At 46.2% G+C, this 17,707-nt stretch carries 15 protein-coding genes; 1 reads left to right on the forward strand and 14 read right to left on the reverse strand.

All coding sequences use genetic code 11. The features are described from left to right. Positions 1–50 precede the first annotated feature (50 nt). Genes Q1V85_RS05285 through Q1V85_RS05315 form a run of 7 tightly spaced genes read right to left on the reverse strand, consistent with a single transcriptional unit; the run spans position 51 to position 6,942 of the window. Positions 51–1,124: a Gfo/Idh/MocA family oxidoreductase gene (locus tag Q1V85_RS05285; RefSeq protein WP_300598176.1), complete on the reverse strand. Its 1,074-nt coding sequence runs from the start codon at positions 1,122–1,124 to the stop codon at positions 51–53. Beyond that, on the reverse strand, positions 1,099–2,124 hold the full coding sequence (locus Q1V85_RS05290; RefSeq protein ID WP_300598178.1) for an L-rhamnose/proton symporter RhaT: 1,026 nt from the start codon (positions 2,122–2,124) through the stop codon (positions 1,099–1,101). Before Q1V85_RS05290 ends, Q1V85_RS05285 begins: the two co-directional genes overlap by 26 nt. A gap of 6 nt (positions 2,125–2,130) precedes the next feature. Further along, complete coding sequence (locus Q1V85_RS05295) at positions 2,131–3,003, reverse strand: amidohydrolase family protein (protein ID WP_300598180.1); 873 nt, start codon at positions 3,001–3,003, stop codon at positions 2,131–2,133. 23 nt (positions 3,004–3,026) lie between these two features. Further along, positions 3,027–4,202 (reverse strand): CaiB/BaiF CoA-transferase family protein, encoded by a 1,176-nt coding sequence (locus Q1V85_RS05300; protein ID WP_300598182.1) that lies wholly within the window; start codon positions 4,200–4,202, stop codon positions 3,027–3,029. Further along, the gene (locus tag Q1V85_RS05305) at positions 4,203–5,345 is read right to left on the reverse strand and encodes a CaiB/BaiF CoA-transferase family protein (protein ID WP_300598184.1); all 1,143 of its coding nucleotides are present in this window, start codon (positions 5,343–5,345) and stop codon (positions 4,203–4,205) included. Continuing rightward, positions 5,342–6,499 (reverse strand): extracellular solute-binding protein, encoded by a 1,158-nt coding sequence (locus tag Q1V85_RS05310; protein WP_300598186.1) that lies wholly within the window; start codon positions 6,497–6,499, stop codon positions 5,342–5,344. The genes Q1V85_RS05305 and Q1V85_RS05310 overlap by 4 nt, the downstream gene beginning before the upstream one ends. Continuing rightward, positions 6,496–6,942 (reverse strand): MaoC/PaaZ C-terminal domain-containing protein, encoded by a 447-nt coding sequence (locus Q1V85_RS05315; RefSeq protein ID WP_300598188.1) that lies wholly within the window; start codon positions 6,940–6,942, stop codon positions 6,496–6,498. Before Q1V85_RS05315 ends, Q1V85_RS05310 begins: the two co-directional genes overlap by 4 nt. 274 nt (positions 6,943–7,216) lie before the next feature. Between Q1V85_RS05315 and Q1V85_RS05320 the strand changes: the two genes are divergently transcribed. Next, positions 7,217–7,762 carry an ORF6N domain-containing protein gene (locus tag Q1V85_RS05320; protein WP_300598190.1) on the forward strand — a complete coding sequence of 182 codons (546 nt, stop codon included), beginning with the start codon at positions 7,217–7,219 and terminating at the stop codon, positions 7,760–7,762. Between the two features lie 198 nt (positions 7,763–7,960). On the opposite strand, the gene Q1V85_RS05325 is transcribed toward Q1V85_RS05320, so the two are convergent. The 7 genes from Q1V85_RS05325 to Q1V85_RS05355 all read right to left on the reverse strand — a co-directional run bounded on the left by Q1V85_RS05325 (position 7,961) and on the right by Q1V85_RS05355 (position 17,705). Continuing rightward, complete coding sequence (locus tag Q1V85_RS05325; RefSeq protein ID WP_300598192.1) at positions 7,961–10,246, reverse strand: GH92 family glycosyl hydrolase; 2,286 nt, start codon at positions 10,244–10,246, stop codon at positions 7,961–7,963. 296 nt (positions 10,247–10,542) lie between these two features. Next, complete coding sequence (locus tag Q1V85_RS05330) at positions 10,543–11,700, reverse strand: alpha-hydroxy acid oxidase (protein ID WP_300598194.1); 1,158 nt, start codon at positions 11,698–11,700, stop codon at positions 10,543–10,545. A gap of 241 nt (positions 11,701–11,941) precedes the next feature. Beyond that, on the reverse strand, positions 11,942–12,799 hold the full coding sequence (locus tag Q1V85_RS05335) for a sugar phosphate isomerase/epimerase family protein (protein ID WP_300598197.1): 858 nt from the start codon (positions 12,797–12,799) through the stop codon (positions 11,942–11,944). A gap of 236 nt (positions 12,800–13,035) precedes the next feature. Further along, a complete protein-coding gene (locus tag Q1V85_RS05340) occupies positions 13,036–14,433 on the reverse strand; it encodes a DUF4974 domain-containing protein (protein ID WP_300598199.1) in 1,398 nt (465 codons plus the stop codon). Positions 14,434–14,473: 40 nt separating this feature from the next. After that, on the reverse strand, positions 14,474–15,433 hold the full coding sequence (locus Q1V85_RS05345; RefSeq protein ID WP_300598201.1) for a dihydrodipicolinate synthase family protein: 960 nt from the start codon (positions 15,431–15,433) through the stop codon (positions 14,474–14,476). Positions 15,434–15,731: 298 nt separating this feature from the next. Then, complete coding sequence (locus Q1V85_RS05350) at positions 15,732–16,850, reverse strand: sialidase family protein (protein WP_300598203.1); 1,119 nt, start codon at positions 16,848–16,850, stop codon at positions 15,732–15,734. A 201-nt stretch (positions 16,851–17,051) separates the two neighbouring features. Next, positions 17,052–17,705 (reverse strand): DUF3826 domain-containing protein, encoded by a 654-nt coding sequence (locus Q1V85_RS05355; RefSeq protein WP_300598205.1) that lies wholly within the window; start codon positions 17,703–17,705, stop codon positions 17,052–17,054. Positions 17,706–17,707 lie beyond the last annotated feature (2 nt).

The raw sequence follows: 17,707 nt of genomic DNA on the forward strand, positions 1-17,707 counted from the left end.
CTGTATCGCTCCCGAAACAGCGTAAAAAATAAGGCGTGATAATGGCTGTTTTATATAGAGGATAACAAAACGCCCCCCTGCCCGCTGCTGAGATAAGCGGCTTCCACACATCGCATCGTGTCAAACGCATCATCAATATTATTCTCCGGCTTTTCAATGATTCCTTTTTTTGCCAGCATCATCTGTTCCATTGTTCCAATAAATGCATGCGGAAACCAGGAACCTTCTATTTCTTTTGATTTCCATTCCGGAGTTACTCCCGGAGCCATCGTTATATATTCAAATGTATCAGGAATGCCGTCTGGATAATTGATCAGTACCCCCAGGCTCATCCTGACCGCGCCATTGGTACCTTCTATTTTTATATAGGATTGCTGGTGCTGGTATCCAAAATCATGATGGTGGTTGGTATGGATCATGGCTCTCACATGATCTCCATAGTCCATGATAATGGTGCTCTTTACAGAAGCCAGCTTCAAGGAATCCGGATGTTTAAATGTTTTCGCATAAATACCGGATGGATTTCCCAGAAAGGACCGTATGAGGTCGATATAATGAATGCTATGATAATTAATCTCCATACGTGGCTTGTCGAACAAGAAAGACCAGCGGTCCCATGGCGTATGTACATTTACATAAATTTCTATATCCGTCAGCGTGCCGACCTGTCCTTCCCTGATCATTTTTTTCGCTTCGAGGACGAAGGGTGCGAAACGAAGCTGGAAGTTGACGCCAGCCAATAGGCTCCTTGTGTGTGCGATCGTCAATATATGCCTTGCTTCCTCAATTGTTTCGCCCAGCGGTTTCTGGATCAGCACGGCGGATTGAGGCGGCAACTGGCGTAATACATCCACTATTTCTGAGGCAGGTAATGCACAGTCGTAAATAACATTTTCATCCTGGTGTGCTACCATTGCTTCCAGTGAATTGTATACCTCGGGGATGGCGAATTTCCCGGCAAGTTCCCGGGCCTGTTGGTTATTTTTATCTATAATCGCTTTCACATTAAATCCTGCGATGCGATAGGCTGGCAAGTGTGCATCGTTTACGATACCTCCTGCGCCAATCATACATATATTCACCGCTTGCTCATTCATTTTAGGCGCCTCCTTTATAATTGCCATATGTTAACAATATCACAGAAAGTAACAATACCAGCAATGCTCCGGTCAATACCTGCTTCGTACGCGGTTTTGTGAATTTCCATTCCTTCAATACCATCCCTACTACTGCACTAAACAACACCAGCAGGATCATATGTATGGCCCAGCTGGAGAATTCATATTTACCCAGGTTTACATGCCCAAGTCCATAAAAGAAAAACTGCCCATACCAGAAAAACCCGGTAAGTATCGCCATTAAATAATTGGTCGTTAAGGCCCCGGTTACCGTTGCCCGTTTATACTCGCTAAATGTTTGGTGTTTCCGGTGCAGGTATAAAGTATAAAACAGTGTGGTTAGAAAAGCTCCTGAGTTTGAAAAAATATATACTGCATTTACCTGGAAATTTCCGGCACCATGCGCAGCAGCAAGGTCAGAAATAGGTTTTCCTGCATTAATGGCAAAACCATAAAAAGCAGAAAGGATGCCAGCAATTATACATAAGGGCAATCCTTTTTTAAATGAATAGCCTTGTGTGCTGCTGCGTTCTTTTTCTTTCATCCGCCCGGCAATCCCACAAAAAGCGATACCCAGGGCACCCAAAAAAACTCCGGTGAGGATCCAATTCCCTCCATTCCCTTTTACTACAGTCCCAATAGAGCCATCCATCACCGGGGGAATTAATGTGCCCAATACGCAGGACAATCCAACAGAAACCGCATAAGTGAGCGAAAAACCGATGTAGCGAATAGCCATTCCGAATGCCGTTCCACCGATGCCATAGGCCATACCCAACAGAAATGACCGGATCATAGCAGCACGCGGCGCTTCTTTTAAAACATCGCCCAGCGAAGGCACAGTGATTATTGCTACCACCACCGGCAGAATCAGCCAGCAAACTGCGGCCTGTGCCAGCCAATATGTTTGCCAGGACCATCCTCTTATTTTTTTTTCGGGGGTATAACACAGTGCTGCGGATGAAGCACCTACCCCGTGAAAAAATATACCATTGAATAATTGCATGTTAAACTAATCCAGCTTCAGATTATAAAATCGGATGGCATTACCTGCGTATACGTTACTCAACCCTTCTGCTGAAAGCAATGCTGATAGCACCTCTTTATATACTTGCCAGGTATATACATAGTCCTTCGCCAGTAATGAAACCGGCCAGTCACCTCCACAAAAACAACGATCTGTCCCAAAATGCTCCAGGATAAATGCCAGGTATGGCTTCAGTTCAGATGCGGTAAACTTCCCGGCACCGGCCACCGTGCCCAGACCGGAAATTTTTGCGCATATATTCTTGTTCCTCGCTACCTCCTGCATCAATATTCCCCATTGTCCAAATCGCTCTCCGCTACTGATAGGCGGTGCATTCAGGTGATCAAAAACCATCCGCAGTCCGGGAACCAGCTCCGTTACTTTTATAATGGTTTCGATATGTTCCGGAAGTACGCCCACTACATCATAAGGAATATTATGAGCCGCCAGAATTTTCAGGCTTTCTATTACCACAGGCTGTAACAGCCATTGTGGATCTTTTTCATCATGGATAAGATGGCGTACCCCTACAAAATAAGCATCGTTCAACAGTCGCTGCTCCAGCAGTTGGGCCGTTCGATCCGTATCCGCCAGTGGTAACCAGCTTACCACACCTTTGATCCAATCTGTATTCCGGGCCACATCCAGCATATGAAAAGAATCTTCCATCTGTACATCTGCCTGTACAAAAATCCCCGCGCCAATACCGGCCGTTTTTCTTGCCGCATCCAGTTCCTCAATGGCGTATGTGCGCTTTAACAACTCCGGCGCTCCGGCCAGCCAATCGTACGATGATTTGTTCGTATCCCAGATATGTATATGCGTATCGATGATCATTTCGCTGTTGTTTGTTTTCATTAATTGCTTCGTTTTACAATCAACTAAGATACTACAGCTCCTTCTTTTTGCAATTGATTTAATCCAAATTCTTTATCAATGGCTGCAGTGTGCTCACCCAACAGTGGTGCACCGATTGCGCTGGTAAGTAACTGACCATCTACCCGGAACGGACAACGTGTGGTTGTAATCACCGTTCCATTGCTGTTCTTTACCGTCATTTCCATCTCCAGCTCCTTATAAGCAGGATGATTGCTCAATCCGGTATAATCCAGCACTTCCGAGCACCAGATATCAGCCGGCTCCAGCACGGCCAGCCATTCCTTTGTAGATCGCTGCTGCAAATGCGCTGCCAGTACCTGCTTGATCGCATCGCGTTGTGTAAACCATTCGTCACTATTGGTATAGGCCAGCAGTGCATAGCAATCGGTTAACTGTCCCAGCCGCACAATATCGGTCATCGCCAGCGCCAGCCAGGAATCCGCTGTTTTATAGATACCATAGGGTGCGCCTACGTAAGGATGGCCGCCATTTACCATACTGCGTTGCGGCAGTTCATGGCCATCGTTATAATAACAAGTCAACAATTCGAACTGAAAATCAAGCGCACTTTCCAGCATACTCACCTGCACCTCCCCGCCTTCTCCTGATCCTATTTTTTGATACAACAGGGACAGTACTCCCTGTGCAAGATGTGCCCCGGATAAGATATCTACAATGGAAACTCCAAGGGGTGTGGGATTTTCATGAGCGGTATTATTCAACAGTGTAATACCGGTTGCCGATTGCAATAACAGATCCTGACCGGGCAGCTCCTTCCAGGGACCTTCTGCGCCAAAACCGCTGATAGAGCCGTACACAACAGCCGGATTGAGTTGTTTTACGCTTTCATAATCCAATCCCAGGCGCTCCATTACGCCCGGCCGGAAATTATGAATCACCACATCCGCGCGCCTCAATAGTTTTTTTATTTTTATGAGATCTGCTGTATTTTTCAGATCCGCCGTATAACTTTCCTTGCTCCGGTTAATCGCCTGAAAGATCGAAGATTCGCCATCGATTACCACATCTGACACATACAACTCACGACAGATATCGCCGGTAACCGGGCGTTCAATCTTTATAACCCTTGCACCCATATCTGCAAGCGTTAAGGATGCCGATGGACCGGAAAGGAACTGGCTGAAGTCAACCACTAATATATCGTTTAGAAAACTCATTTATCCTTTCATTAACTGTTTAATGATCATATCCCGGTCTGCACCCAGCGCAGGTGCGGCTTTTGCGGAAACCAGCTTTTCTCCATTTAGCCTGATCGGGCATCTTGTAGTCCTGATCGCTTTATTGCCGGCCTGCAATTCCTGTTCCATTTTTAGCACCTGGTATCCTTCTGTTTGGTCAAGGTCTTTCCAGTTGTAAACAGCTGCCGCCCATAACCCATGCCTGCGTAACCGCTCCAGCCAGTACCGGGTTGTATTCGTTTTCAATTTCTTTGCGATCAGCATTTTTATTTCATCGCGTTTTTGAAAAACATCTTGCTGATCAAAGGCCCTTAATTCCTCCCAGTCCAAAGCAGTTGCCAGCTGCTGTAGGTCCATCATGGCCAGTGAAAGAAAATGATCTGCCGTTTTATAAATTCCATAAGGAGCACCCAGCAACGGGTTGCCATTATTGATCGTACTGCGGTGAATGCCGTCTTTACTGTGAAAGAAGGTCGTAAACAATTCAAACTGCATACCGATCGCAGATTCTATCAGACTTAGCTCGATATAAGCGCCTTTCCCCTCACGTTGTCTGCGAATCAGAGCGCCCAGTACGGCCTGCACCAGGTGAATACCGCTGATGGTATCCACAGCCGACAGACCAAACGGAACCGGAGCGCCACCACCGTTCCCTGTTGTATAAGCAAGCCCTGATAGCGATTGAACCAGCAGATCCTGCCCTGGCTTTTGAGCCCATGGGCCCTTACGGCCAAAACCACTGATCTCCGCATAAATGATCTTTTCATTCATGGCCCGTGCATCCTTATAAGCAAGGCCTATCTTTTCCATTACTCCCGGCCGGAAATTATGCGTGATCACATCAGCCTTCCGGATCAGCTTCTTCACCAGTTCGAGGTCCTCCTTATTTTTAAGATCCGCCGTAAAGCTTTCTTTATTGCGGTTGATGGCATGAAAATTCAGCGCATCGCCATCCACCCACAAGTTCTTTACGGCCAGTTTGCGGCAGGGATCTCCCCCCTGAGGCCGTTCAATTTTTATAACCCGCGCTCCAAGATCTGCTAATCGCAGTCCAGCGGAAGGCCCGGATAAATACTGACTGAATTCCAGTACAATGAGTCCGTTTAATGGCAATTGGTTCATAGGAGGGCTTGCAATTTTAAGCTTTCCGCATAAAGTGTATTCAATTTAGTAAGTACTGTCTGCGGGGCTAGAATGTTACCTTTTAAATATTCCTGGATATAAAAACCAGCGGCATCCTGAAAATGCAGGTAGCCATGATAACGCGGACGTATGTAAGCATTTTCAAGCGTAGCCCGGGTATTTATAAAAAAATTATTACCTACCTGGTTATTCACCGCATCATCATAGCCAAAATCATAACCGGGTTGTCCGCCGGTAAGGAGATATTCTGCCCCCTGCCATTCCGGTGCACATACAAACCGTACAAAATCCACAGCTACCGACTGATGGGTGCTATGCGCCGAAACTGCAATACCGGTCCCTCCCAATGTGGTTTGCAAGGGTTGACCGTTAAACACAACCACGTTTGTATAAATAAGTAGTTGCCTGCTGTAGTATTTTCTTGAATAATTAGAATAGCCATACGCAAAAGGACAATACCAATACGCATCGGTATTACTCATTGCCTCCGCAACTGCTATCGGGTTCATTGAAAAGAATCGACGATCAAGCAAACTGTAAAATGCTTTCATGGTGTCCAATGCCGCTGTACCTGTTTCCGGCGCTACCACTTCGTTATCATTAAAGAGATTGCCTCCATGCGCCCAGCAAAACGTATAAAAATTCATCAACAGGTCAATAGGGATTGCGGGGGCAGCCGCTTTTCCTTTTGCAGCTATCTTCATCACGTCTTCCCAGGTTTGTGGAGTAGCTATCTGCTCCTGCTGCAACAGATCTGCACGCATACTCGCTACCGGTGCTGCGGCATCAATGGCCAGCGCCCACTGCCCGCCATCGTAAAAATAACTATCATGAGAAGCGCCCACCGAGTGTTGCTGTAAGGCTTTTAAATATTCTTCCGGCAGGAACTCATTCAATGGCAACACACAATTGGTTACCGAAGCACTCCCTGCCCAGGGATGATCGATGATCAGCAAATCATAACTTTCCGTCAGTTTCTCAATGGAATAATCTGCAAAGGCCTGCAGACTGCGTTTTTCCCATACGATCTGTACATTCGGATGTAGTTCGTTAAAACGTTGTGCCGCCGCCTGAAGCGGCACTATCCCACGGCTATGGTCCCAGGTCATCCCTTTTAATACCATCTTATTCATACAACCTCTTTTTTTTCAACCAGTAGTAAATGTTCGCAAACCAACACCAACTGTCCTCCCTGGTTGTGTACTTCCAGCAGCTCTGACACGATACCGTATCCTGGTTTTTTATGATCTTTCTTTTCTTTTATAGTAATGGAAGTCTTTATCGTATCATTGATAAATACCGGAGCAATGAACCGCAACCGCTCATAACCATAGGTCATTGCCACTTCATTGATTACACCGGCCGTCAATCCAACCGCCACACTAAAGATCAGCGTGCCATGTGCGATCCGCTGTTTAAAAGATTGTGTTTTACACCATTCGGCATCCATATGGTGCGGGTAAAAATCTCCGGTTTGCCCGGCATGCAATACAATATCTGCTTCGGTAATGGTTCTTCCCGTAGTAGTCCGCTTTTCCCCCGGCACAAAATCTTCAAAATATATTTTAACAGCCATATGACAGCATTTAAACGGCTACCGGGCGCAATACTACCTTTTGCCAACAGATCGAAAATAGATCGAATCCATTTGTCGGGAAATGTTAGGATTCACTAAGCTAATGGAAAATTTTACTATGCGAATTGCGATAGCGTAAAGCTTTAGTCGCAATAAATAGCTGACCGCTCCTTTTTGTTATTTTTTGCTAACTTTATAATAAGAACCAGTTGCTAATACAAGAAAACCAAGATAGAGCCTATAAATTATTTAGCAAACCAGAAAAACAACACCTATGGCAAAAAGAGCGCTGCAACTCCTGGTGGCAGAACAAAAAATATTAAACCGGATCTATGTTGTCCGTGGACAAAAAGTAATGCTGGACCAGGACCTGGCAGAAATGTACAAAGTAGAAACCAGACGTTTGAATGAACAGGTAAAACGCAACCTGAACCGATTTCCAAAAGACTTTATGTTTACCCTCAAGCAAAAAGAGTTCGACAACTTGATGTCGCAAATTGCGATATCAAGTTCATCACCAGGCTGGGGAGGACGACGTAAATTACCATACGTTTTTACAGAACAAGGAGTAGCGATGTTATCAAGTATATTAAATAGCGAAGTTGCCATTGAAGTCAATGTTCGTATTATCCGCGTTTTTACAAAATTGCGGGAATATGCATTGAGTCAAAAAGACATATTGGTACAGCTTGCAAGGCTGGAAAAAGAGGTAAAAGGAAATTCCCGGGATATCGAAAACATTTTTGTAGTACTGAAAGAATTGATTGAAAAACAAAGAACTCCTATACCAAGAAATAAGATTGGGTTTAAACTGGATTAAACTCCGGTTTCTGCCTATTCTTCTACTCGGCAGATTTTATGTTTATTCTCAAATAAAACAACGCTGACAACTTGATGTCGCAAATTGCGATATCAAGTTTATACACTCGTCAGCATGAAAGATGGCAGTCTCCGATGAAGTGAAAAAAAATCCGGCTCCTTTAGCGAAGACGGATACTTATATCGTTTATGCTACTGATTATTTATCATCGCGACTCATAGAGTAAGGAACATCCGCATCTCCTGTACCACGGGTTTTATTGGGTTGCGCCCCCATCGTAAAGTTGATAACCGCTCCTTTTTGAAGTGTAGTAAAATTAAACCAGTTTTTACTGTATGGCTGCCCGTTAAAAGTAGCGGACTGTACATAACGGTTCTGATCACTATTAGCCGGAGCATTTATAGTGATTTTTTTTCCATTTTCCAGGTGTACTATTGCTTTTTTAAATAATGGTGCCCCCACTACATACTGGTCTATTCCCGGTGTTACGGGATAGAAGCCGAGGGCCGAAAAAACGTACCATGCACTGGTTTGACCATTATCTTCATCACCGCAATAACCATCGGGTGTAGACTTATACATACGGTTCATGGTTTCACGTACCCAATACTGTGCTTTCCAGGGTGCGCCAGCATAATTGTACAAATAGATCATATGTTGTATAGGCTGATTTCCATGCGCATATTGCCCCATATCAGCAATCTGCATCTCCCGGATCTCATGGATCACACCTCCATAATAGCTGTCATCAAAAACCGGTGGCAGGCTAAACACATTGTCGAGCTGTTTTACAAAATTGGGCTTCCCTCCCATCAGATCGATCAGACCTTGTATGTCGTGGAATACGCTCCAGGAGTAGTGCCAGCTATTACCTTCTGTAAAAGCATCGCCCCATTTATAAGGGTTGAACGGACTTTGAAATTTGCCATCCTTATTTTTACCCCGCATCAGGTTATATTCCGGATCAAAAAGATTTTTATAGTTTCCCGAACGTTTTTTGTACAAATCCAACTCTGTTTTTGGCCGGCCCAAAGCTTTACCCAGCTGGTAAATCGTAAAATCATCATAAGCATATTCCAGCGTACGTGCGGCATTCTCATTGATCTTTACATCATAGGGGACATACCCCAGTTCGTTATAATATTCAACGCCTCTCCGGCCGGTGGCCCTTGGTCCTTCATTATTGGCACCATGCAACAAAGCTTCATACAGGGTATTGATATCGTATCCTCTCAAACCTTTTAAATAAGCATCAGCAACCACCGATGCAGAGTTATTACCCACCATTACATCTGAATAACCTGGGCTGCTCCATTCCGGCAGCCAGCCACCTTCTTTATAGTCATTTACCAGTCCCGCCTGCATTTCCCTGTTGATGGACGGATACAGGAAGTTCAGGAAGGGATATAAAGCGCGGAAGGTATCCCAAAATCCGGTGCCTGAAAAGCGGTATCCCGGAAGGACCTTTCCGTTATGCGGACTGTAATGCACCACCTGGTTGGAGGCGTCCAGTTCATACATTTTATGCGGAAAGAACAGGGTACGATACATGGCGGAATAAAAAGTCCGTAACTGATCTACAGAGGCGCCTTCGATCTCGATCCTTCCCAGGCGTTCATTCCATGATCTTTTAGCCTTGGCCATGGTTTGCTCAAAACCATCTGCGGCCAGTTCCCGCTTCAGATTCAGTTCAGCCTGTTCAAAGCTGATAAAGGAGGTGCCGATCTTCATATTCACCTTTTCGCCTTTACTGGTTTTAAACCCAACAATGGCACCGCTATGATCGGAAGTGATCTCCAGTGCAGATTCGTTAAGTTTGTTGCCCTCCCAGGTATGCGCATTCGCAAATGACTTATCAAAATAGATCACAAAATAATTTTTAAAATCCGGCAATGGGCCACGTGCATGTTTGGTGGAATATCCGATGATCTTTTTTTCAGCAGGAATAACCTTAATATAGGATCCTTTATCAAATGCGTCGATCACTACAAATGAACTATCCGTCTTTGGAAACGTGAACCGGAATTGTGCCGCTCGCTCTGTAGGAGTGAGCTCGGTTGTTACATCATGATCCGCCAGGTACACACTGTAATAGTAAGGCTTCGCTATTTCCGCCTTATGCGAGAACCAGCTGGCGCGGGCATCCTGCTCAAATACCATTTTGCCGGTAACCGGCATAATAGAAATCTGGCCATAGTCATTCATCCATGGGGACGGCTGATGCGTTTGTTTAAACCCGCGGATCTTATCAGCATCATAGGTATACATCCATCCATCGCCCATTTTCCCCGTCTGTGCACTCCACAGATTCATGCCCCACGGCACCCCCACTGCGGGATAGGTATTCCCATTTGAAAGACTCGGCTTGGACTGAGTACCCATTAACGGATTTACCAGTTCAACGGGATCATTTTTCTGAGCATGTAAGAGGAGCGAAAAGCCTCCGGCCAATAATAAAAAGGCGTAGCGTGCAATCTTCTTCATGAGCAATAATACTATTTTTAAATAACAAAATCGTTTTTGCAATACTTTACAAAAATAACAGCTTTATGCTAATTTCAGGCTTTTTACCATTTCCTGGCATTTATGAATGCTGAATTAGCAACAGCACTGCCCCATGGGTCAAATGCCCCGCTCCGCAACTTTAAAAAGCCTTCACTCTTATATATAAAAAAAACTCCGGGACGGATCCCGGAGTTCAATATATGAACTCTTTACTACGCCCTATGATACATTGCATTACCGATTCGGGGTTAAAGAGCTCTTCCAAAAATTGAACCTTACTGTATCAATGCTGCCGGAAAATCGTGGACCGTTTCACAGCAAAGCTGCTCCATTACCTGTTTCAGCTGCGCTTTGAGCATCGCGATGGTATGATCACCGCCCGCTTTCCCCAGGGCGCCCACACCGTACATAAAGGGCCGGCCCATAAAGGTGAAATCAGCGCCGCATGCCAACGACCGGCCAATATCCGGACCCGAGCGGAGTCCGCTGTCGATCATTACCTTGTATTTGCCTTTATATTTTTCAGCCAAACCTTTTAACGGACGAATGGTTGACTCCCCTGCGTCGATCTGGCGGCCACCATGATTGGAAACAATGATCCCATCTACCCCGATGGTTGCACACAACTCCGCATCCTGCTCACTTACCACGCCCTTTACCACCAGTTTTCCTTTCCATTTTTCCCTGATGGCCGCTACTTTATCCGCATCTACCCGACCAGTGAATGTAGCATTCATAAACTTGCCCAGCTGTTTCATATCCATCCCTTTTTTCATATAGGGCTTCAGTGTGGCAAAAGAGGGAATACCAACCCGGAGGGTTTCCAGTCCCCACACAGGATGCATAGCCGCCTGCACAAAATTGCTGATGGTGTTTTTGGGCGGCATGGAAAGCCCTGCCTTTATTTCGCGATAGCGCAACCCGAAAGAAGGCACATCAATGAGCACCACCAGGACCTGACAATTCACCGCTTCCAGCCGGCGTAAGAGATCGTCTCGCAATTCAGTTTCTGTGGGATGGTATAATTGGAACCAGAATTTACTTTCCGTAATCTCCGCAATACGTTCAATGCTGCTGGTGGAAACCGTACTTAAAACATAAGGAATATTATGTTTTAATGCGGCCTTGGCCAGGATCTCCGGGGCATTGGGCCACATGAGGCCTTGCAATCCTACCGGTGCAATTCCGAATGGCGCATCATAAACATGACCGAATAATTCTGTCCGCATATCCACGCCCCGGTGCTTTTTCAGGTACTGGGGCATCAGGAAAATATGCTTAAAATCTTCCTCGTTCCGCCACACATTCAGTTCATCATTACACCCGCCCTCCAGGTAATCAAACGCAAATTTGGGTATCCGTTTTTTTGCCTTCCTTTTCAGATCCGCTACCGAGGGATATTGAGGATTGTACTGCAGTAAATTTGTACTCATAACTCTGTTCGCAAAGAAAACCGTTTATAAAGCAGCAAGATTAGCGAATAAAATCCAAATCCCTATCCTGTGCCATCCGGTAGTGGCTTTTCATGAATAAATTGTTTTATAATTGGTAAAAATGGTTTATTGAGGAGAAGACAAGTGCGGCAGCGGGGCATTCATCTCATTATTGTTGCCAACTTTGTGGTTGGGGTGACGGGAAGACCTGGGGAACAGAGACTAATACGTTGCTGGCCTGTTATTGAAAGATCTTTTTCAGATAGGCCACATTGGCTCCGTAATTATACTTTACATCCCGGGGGTGCTGGGCGTCGCGGGAACGCTCTACTACCAGCCATCCGCTCCATTTCATCTGATCCAGGATCTTTTTTACCTTATACAGATCCAGTTGAGGGTCATTCTGCAGCCAAACACTATCCTTATTGGTGCAATGGATCATGGCGATGTTCTTTGCCCCAAGTATCCGGAGTTCCTTATACAGATCCCGGCCTTCTTTCAGCGGATTGGAGAAATTAAAATAGATCTTAACGGCTGGCGAACCGATCTCTTTTAACAACGTTACCTCTTCTTTTGCCGACAAAGCTGTTTCAATAGCAATGACCACACCGGCATCCTGCGCCATTTTGCCCGCCTCTCTTAAGCGGGTTACGACTGAGGGTCGCTTTTCGGGGTTCTTTTTCAGATCGCATTGTATACCCAGGGGCAGAAAAGCGGTTTTAACATTCATCTGTTTCATCGTGGCAATACAATCGGCGATCGATTCTTTATAGTGCTCCCGGCCACAGTAGGATTGTGCATAATAACCCGTCATGGCCAAAGCAGGAATTTCCAGGTTCAGTGCTTTCACCTTCTGAAGGTATTGTTCCTGTATGGAATCTATGGCCAGCTTATTGTCAAAAGTTTCCCGGTTACCCAGTCCACCCATATCGATCTCGATACCATCCGCGTTCAACTCCTTTGCCAGCGGCAGTGCGCTGAGCTTCTGGCGCTTTAGCAGCATCAGGTCGATCAATGCTATTTTGTAGCGTTGCGATTTTTGAGCCATTCCAGCAAAGGGTAATGCAAGGATGAGGATGTATAGGAGTATTTTTTTCATGTTTAGTAAGTTTAATATTTGTTCGAGACGTGGACGTCTCGAATAGCGGACGTCTCGAACAGCCATCGACACAAAAAATCATCGTCGTTTCGAGCGCAGCCGGGAAACCTTTACGAAATTGCTCTCAACAAGTAAGCGTCAGAATCTTACATATAAGGGGGTATCCGTAGAGACCTCTCCGCTACGGTCGACGTGACAATGTTCTGGTACGGTGACTATAAACCATTACCTACGCACTATCTCACCGCTGCTTCAAAAACCTTTTCCAGGTTGTCAAACCCTTTTACCGCATGCGCCGGTAACCGCTCACCATGATCTCCAAAGACATACATTTTCTTTTCTTCCTCAATCGTGACCCCTGATTCATCAATCTGCCCCTGTTTATTTTCGATGGCTTTGATATTCAGCCCCAGGTATTGCGCCATGAAGCGGTATACCGCCGTTCTTTTGTTGATACCGAAGTCGTGCTTTTCAGCGGGCAGGTGCACGTTCTGCACATCGCTTTTCTTTCCATACCAACTGTACATTTTTTGCAGATAGGGGAAATCATGTTCCGGCATTTTATCCGTCCAGTCGCCCCCATCACTTACCAGCAGTTGCGGACGCGGTGTCGCCATAGCAGCAATCTCTACGTTATCAGTACCACCGGCGCAACTGTGGATGTCCATTCCGCTTTCACAAGGACAACCACCATAGAAATAAGAAGAGAGCGAAACCACCGGGGCTGACACTTTTATACGATCATCAATAGCCGTCATCAATACCGTATGACTTCCACCGCCGGAGCCGCCGGTAATGCCCACCCTGCCGGTATCGGCGTCTTTTAATGCCAGCAGATAATCCAGGATGCGGATGGCGCCCAATGCCTGTATAGTCATGGCCAGACTGCGGCGATGATCTTCCGTTTTAAACTGTAGTAAGGACTCTCCCCAGGCAAAGAGATCATAACTAAAAGCCATGGCGCCCATTTTGGCAAGCGCCGCACAGCGCAACTGGCAGTCGGCGCGGTACCGCTGTTGCAGCCAATGACCGTCGGGGTTCAGGATCACAGGAATCTTCCCTTTATATGTTGCCGGTTTGTATAGCGACCCGTTGATCCATACCCCTGGTAAAATTTCCAAAGCGATATTCTCTATGGTATAGCCGTTATACTTTCTTAACGGAGTGATGATCGGCTTGCTTAAAGGCCAGGCAGGTAAGTTGGCCAGTCTTAATTTTTCAAGAATGCATTGTTTCAATTCCTTCTTTCGCAACTCCCATTCCGTTATATTTTTATACTGTGCTGCTATACGATCCAGCTCGGCCCAGCCGTCTTCCACCGACCAGCGATAATATTCATAATCGCTGATCTTATACTTCTTATCGCCGTCTTTTTTTGCCTTCAGATCAAAAGGTGCCAGCACATTATTGAGTGTTTCCTCCACATCCTGTCGGAAGCGCCAGCGGGCATAGTTCAGTATCTTTCCTTTTACCAATGCATCGGGGTAGCGGATGGTAATGCCATAACGTGTTTCTATCTTTTTAAATACCTGATCCAACGGCTCCGCATACCGGTTGTCCGTATTTTCCTGTGCTCCCGCAAAAAAGCCGAGCAGGAATCCCCAAAGTACAAGAGTGCGACGCAAGTAAAGCATAATAGTAGTACTGAAGCTGGCGAAATAATAATAAAATTAATCATAAAGCGGTACGTGCGGATAATCCTACGGGCTGTATCTCCAACCGATCGCACCAACTCAGGAAGCGGTTGTAGAGCGCATCCAGTTCCTTTTTCTGATCCGGCGTCAGATGCAGCGCATAAGCACGACTAATGGTGCGCACCGGCAGTCCGCGCTTTTCCAGGAAATATTTGGCGCTCATGGGATAGGCCTGGTGGATCATGGGATCCACACTGGTCAACTCCTCCTGTAACCATTTCGCCGTTTCCTGCTGCCCGGGGTTATTTGCATTTTTCACCATCCACACCAGCACCTCCGGGTAAAAGTTTCCTGAGATGGACGACATGCCCACCGCGCCCTGCTGCATACTGAACAAGGCATTGGGCGTATGCGCATCATAGAACTCAAGCGGGCTGTTCATTGCTTTTAACACGTCGAGCTTGGCCTTTACGTTTTCATGCGTGATGGACGTATCCTTATGATAGACCAGGCGGTTAGACTGTAACAACTGTTTAAACACATCTGCACCTAATATGCGCTTATAAGGCGCCGGGCATTCATAAATGCCCAGCGGGATATCGCCCGTAAGCGAAAACAATTTTTCAAAATTGCGCAACAATACGGCATCGTCCTCTTCCAGCTTTGCGAAATGCCCGCTGATCATGATCACCGCATCCACACCCGTATCATATATCCTCTTTGTAAACTGTGCTTTGTCTTCCACGGTAAGTCCGAAGGAGCCAGTTGCCACTACCGGCACGCGTCCGTTCACGCATTTGACTACATGCTGTGTGAGTGCCAGCCGCTCTTCTTCGGTAATGCTGAACATCTCGCTGCTGAGGCAGTTGGCAAAAAAGCCTTCCACACCGGCTTCCAGATAGAATTCCACTAATTGTGTAACGGCATCATAATCGATACTGGCTTTCAGATCAAAGGGCGTGATCATTACGGGGACAAACTTTCCTGCAAACGCTTTCATGCATCCATTTTTTGAGACCTATAAAGTTTGTATATTTTTTTATTTAAAGACTGTAGGATTGTACTAAAGGGATGTAGGATTTTGCTATTTTTAAGAGAAACAGACAGCACTTGGCGCGCTTAATCAATCAGTACCGGAATAAGTTCGAGATCTTAAAGACAAATCAGATCAAAGGCTATGGGCTTTCACCGGGCGTGTACCAGATGCAGCGCTTCTATCGATCATCAGAAGCGAACTTCAGTTTGCGATACAGCGTAGTAACACAGAGCAAAGAGCTGTAGGATCGGCGCATACCAGCCTAATCATCCGTCACCACGCCCCGCGCACTTACAACGCCTGGCCACCGCTTGTTCTTTATGGGTGAGAGCTTCAGCTTTGAAGGATCGATCTTTACATATTTTATTTTTTGGCGGCGCCAGGTGTATACAATGTGCACCATGCCATCCTTTCCCTGGATCACAGAAGGATAGGAATACTGGCTGATGGGCGAATCTTCCAGCACCAGGGCGGCCATCCACTGCTTGCCATCCTTTGAAAGCGCCACGTTCAGCGGCGTACGCGGCCCCTTTCCTTTTTTCCAGGTAGAGTCTGGCAGCACATGATTGTACACCAGCAGTTGACGGCCGTCTTTCAACGTAACGGCATCTGTTCCGGAATTATTATTGGGCAGATCCAGCGCCGTCATGGGCGACCAGGTCTCGCCATCGTCTTTACTCCGGCTTTGATAGATCACCGTGTTGCGGGTGCGACCCAATACCTGGAGATCACCATTTTTATATTTTAAGATGGATGGTTGTATGGCTGAAAACTGTACGCCATCATTGATGGGTGCAGATTTTGTCCAGGTGCGACCCCAATCTTTTGTATACTCAAAATGCACTTTCCATCCGTTCTTTTCGGTACTGGAAGGACAGATCAATACCCCGTTGATCAGTTCGGGTTTATTCTTGATCGGCCCCAGGAAACCTTCCGGCAGGGCTTCCCGCGCACTCCAGGTCCTGCCATTGTCTTTGGAACGTTTCAGCCAGCCCGACCATCCCGCCACATTAGGTCCTATCTTATAAAACAATAATAATTCACCGGTGGGCGCATAATACAACACGGGATTATAACAGGCATAACGCGTGGTATCATTCAGCACACCATCGGCTACCATTTCAGGAGTGGTCCAATGATCGTTTACCAAATGGCTCGTCCAGATGCAGACATCCTTATTGCCTTCCTTTGTACCGCCAAACCAGGCAGCGATCAGTCCGTCAGGTGTTTCGGCAATAGTAGAAGCATGCGCCTGCGGGAAGGATGCCGTATCATAGATAAATTCATCTACCAGGACACCTTGTTTCCAGCGGTTGGCCTGCGCAGTAGCCAAAACGGTTATCAACAAACAAACGATCAACAGGTTTACTTTTTTTATCATTGTTGTTTATGCTTTATCATTATTTATTTTTGTCCGGCAGCAGTCCCAATAGCTATCGTGATGGCGGCTTTACCTGCGCGCGTCCGCCGTGGCGGATCGCACTCTTGTGCTGCAGTGCTGGTGGCATCAGTATCCTTGTCTGACAAATGCCATTCGTCTGTTATGCTTCGCCTGGCTTAACATAACAAACAAGATCCACGCTTACAAAGCTCCGCTTTTTTTCTTTTCCTTTTCTGCTTTTACCTTTTCTACATAAGTTTTAAACAACTGCCGCCAGTTCCGGCCATTGTTATTCAGGTACTGCTCGCATTTTGTTTTATAGATCTCAAAGATGGCCGATATCTCCTTCATACTTTTATAGTCGATGGCTTGTTCCCGTGCCTGCTCCAGGTTTTTACGGATCTCGGTCCGTTCTTTTTCCGTAAGATCGGGAACAATGGCTTCATATCCTTTTAAAGTGAAGGCCACTTTTCCAACCGTATATTGATCCAGGATAAAAGCCACCTGCTCCGCATTCAATTCCGCTTGTAGCACCTCCATGAGCGTTGTATGAATCGCCGCCGGCTTTGATGAACAAACGATCAGCTGCCGGTCGAGGTCAGACAATTTATTTCCAGTAGCCGGGTTGATACCGGCTGGAACCTGTGTAAACGGATGGCTATTGTGCCAGTCCCTTACCGCCGTAAGATGCGCCACGATTGCCTGTTGTACCTTGCCAGCTTTTATTTTATCATCCAGCTTCAGGCCGCCTACCCAACGCTGCGCTTTCTGCTGCAATTCATCCGGTGCTCCCGCATCCTGGGCATTTACGTTACAAAAAAGTAATAACAAACAAAAACACCATACCTGTTTCATTT

This window comes from Niabella sp., assembly GCF_030150205.1.
GTDB lineage: Bacteria > Bacteroidota > Bacteroidia > Chitinophagales > Chitinophagaceae > Niabella.

What these genes read in the sequence shown, in the direction of transcription:
- Q1V85_RS05285 (WP_300598176.1), bottom strand. Translation starts at nt 1,124, where the DNA reads ATGGCAATTATAAAGGAGGCGCCTAAAATGAATGAGCAAGCGGTGAAT.
- Q1V85_RS05290 (WP_300598178.1), bottom strand. Translation starts at nt 2,124, where the DNA reads ATGCAATTATTCAATGGTATATTTTTTCACGGGGTAGGTGCTTCATCC.
- Q1V85_RS05295 (WP_300598180.1), bottom strand. Translation starts at nt 3,003, where the DNA reads ATGAAAACAAACAACAGCGAAATGATCATCGATACGCATATACATATC.
- Q1V85_RS05300 (WP_300598182.1), bottom strand. Translation starts at nt 4,202, where the DNA reads ATGAGTTTTCTAAACGATATATTAGTGGTTGACTTCAGCCAGTTCCTT.
- Q1V85_RS05305 (WP_300598184.1), bottom strand. Translation starts at nt 5,345, where the DNA reads ATGAACCAATTGCCATTAAACGGACTCATTGTACTGGAATTCAGTCAG.
- Q1V85_RS05310 (WP_300598186.1), bottom strand. Translation starts at nt 6,499, where the DNA reads ATGAATAAGATGGTATTAAAAGGGATGACCTGGGACCATAGCCGTGGG.
- Q1V85_RS05315 (WP_300598188.1), bottom strand. Translation starts at nt 6,942, where the DNA reads ATGGCTGTTAAAATATATTTTGAAGATTTTGTGCCGGGGGAAAAGCGG.
- Q1V85_RS05320 (WP_300598190.1), top strand. Translation starts at nt 7,217, where the DNA reads ATGGCAAAAAGAGCGCTGCAACTCCTGGTGGCAGAACAAAAAATATTA.
- Q1V85_RS05325 (WP_300598192.1), bottom strand. Translation starts at nt 10,246, where the DNA reads ATGAAGAAGATTGCACGCTACGCCTTTTTATTATTGGCCGGAGGCTTT.
- Q1V85_RS05330 (WP_300598194.1), bottom strand. Translation starts at nt 11,700, where the DNA reads ATGAGTACAAATTTACTGCAGTACAATCCTCAATATCCCTCGGTAGCG.
- Q1V85_RS05335 (WP_300598197.1), bottom strand. Translation starts at nt 12,799, where the DNA reads ATGAAAAAAATACTCCTATACATCCTCATCCTTGCATTACCCTTTGCT.
- Q1V85_RS05340 (WP_300598199.1), bottom strand. Translation starts at nt 14,433, where the DNA reads ATGCTTTACTTGCGTCGCACTCTTGTACTTTGGGGATTCCTGCTCGGC.
- Q1V85_RS05345 (WP_300598201.1), bottom strand. Translation starts at nt 15,433, where the DNA reads ATGAAAGCGTTTGCAGGAAAGTTTGTCCCCGTAATGATCACGCCCTTT.
- Q1V85_RS05350 (WP_300598203.1), bottom strand. Translation starts at nt 16,850, where the DNA reads ATGATAAAAAAAGTAAACCTGTTGATCGTTTGTTTGTTGATAACCGTT.
- Q1V85_RS05355 (WP_300598205.1), bottom strand. Translation starts at nt 17,705, where the DNA reads ATGAAACAGGTATGGTGTTTTTGTTTGTTATTACTTTTTTGTAACGTA.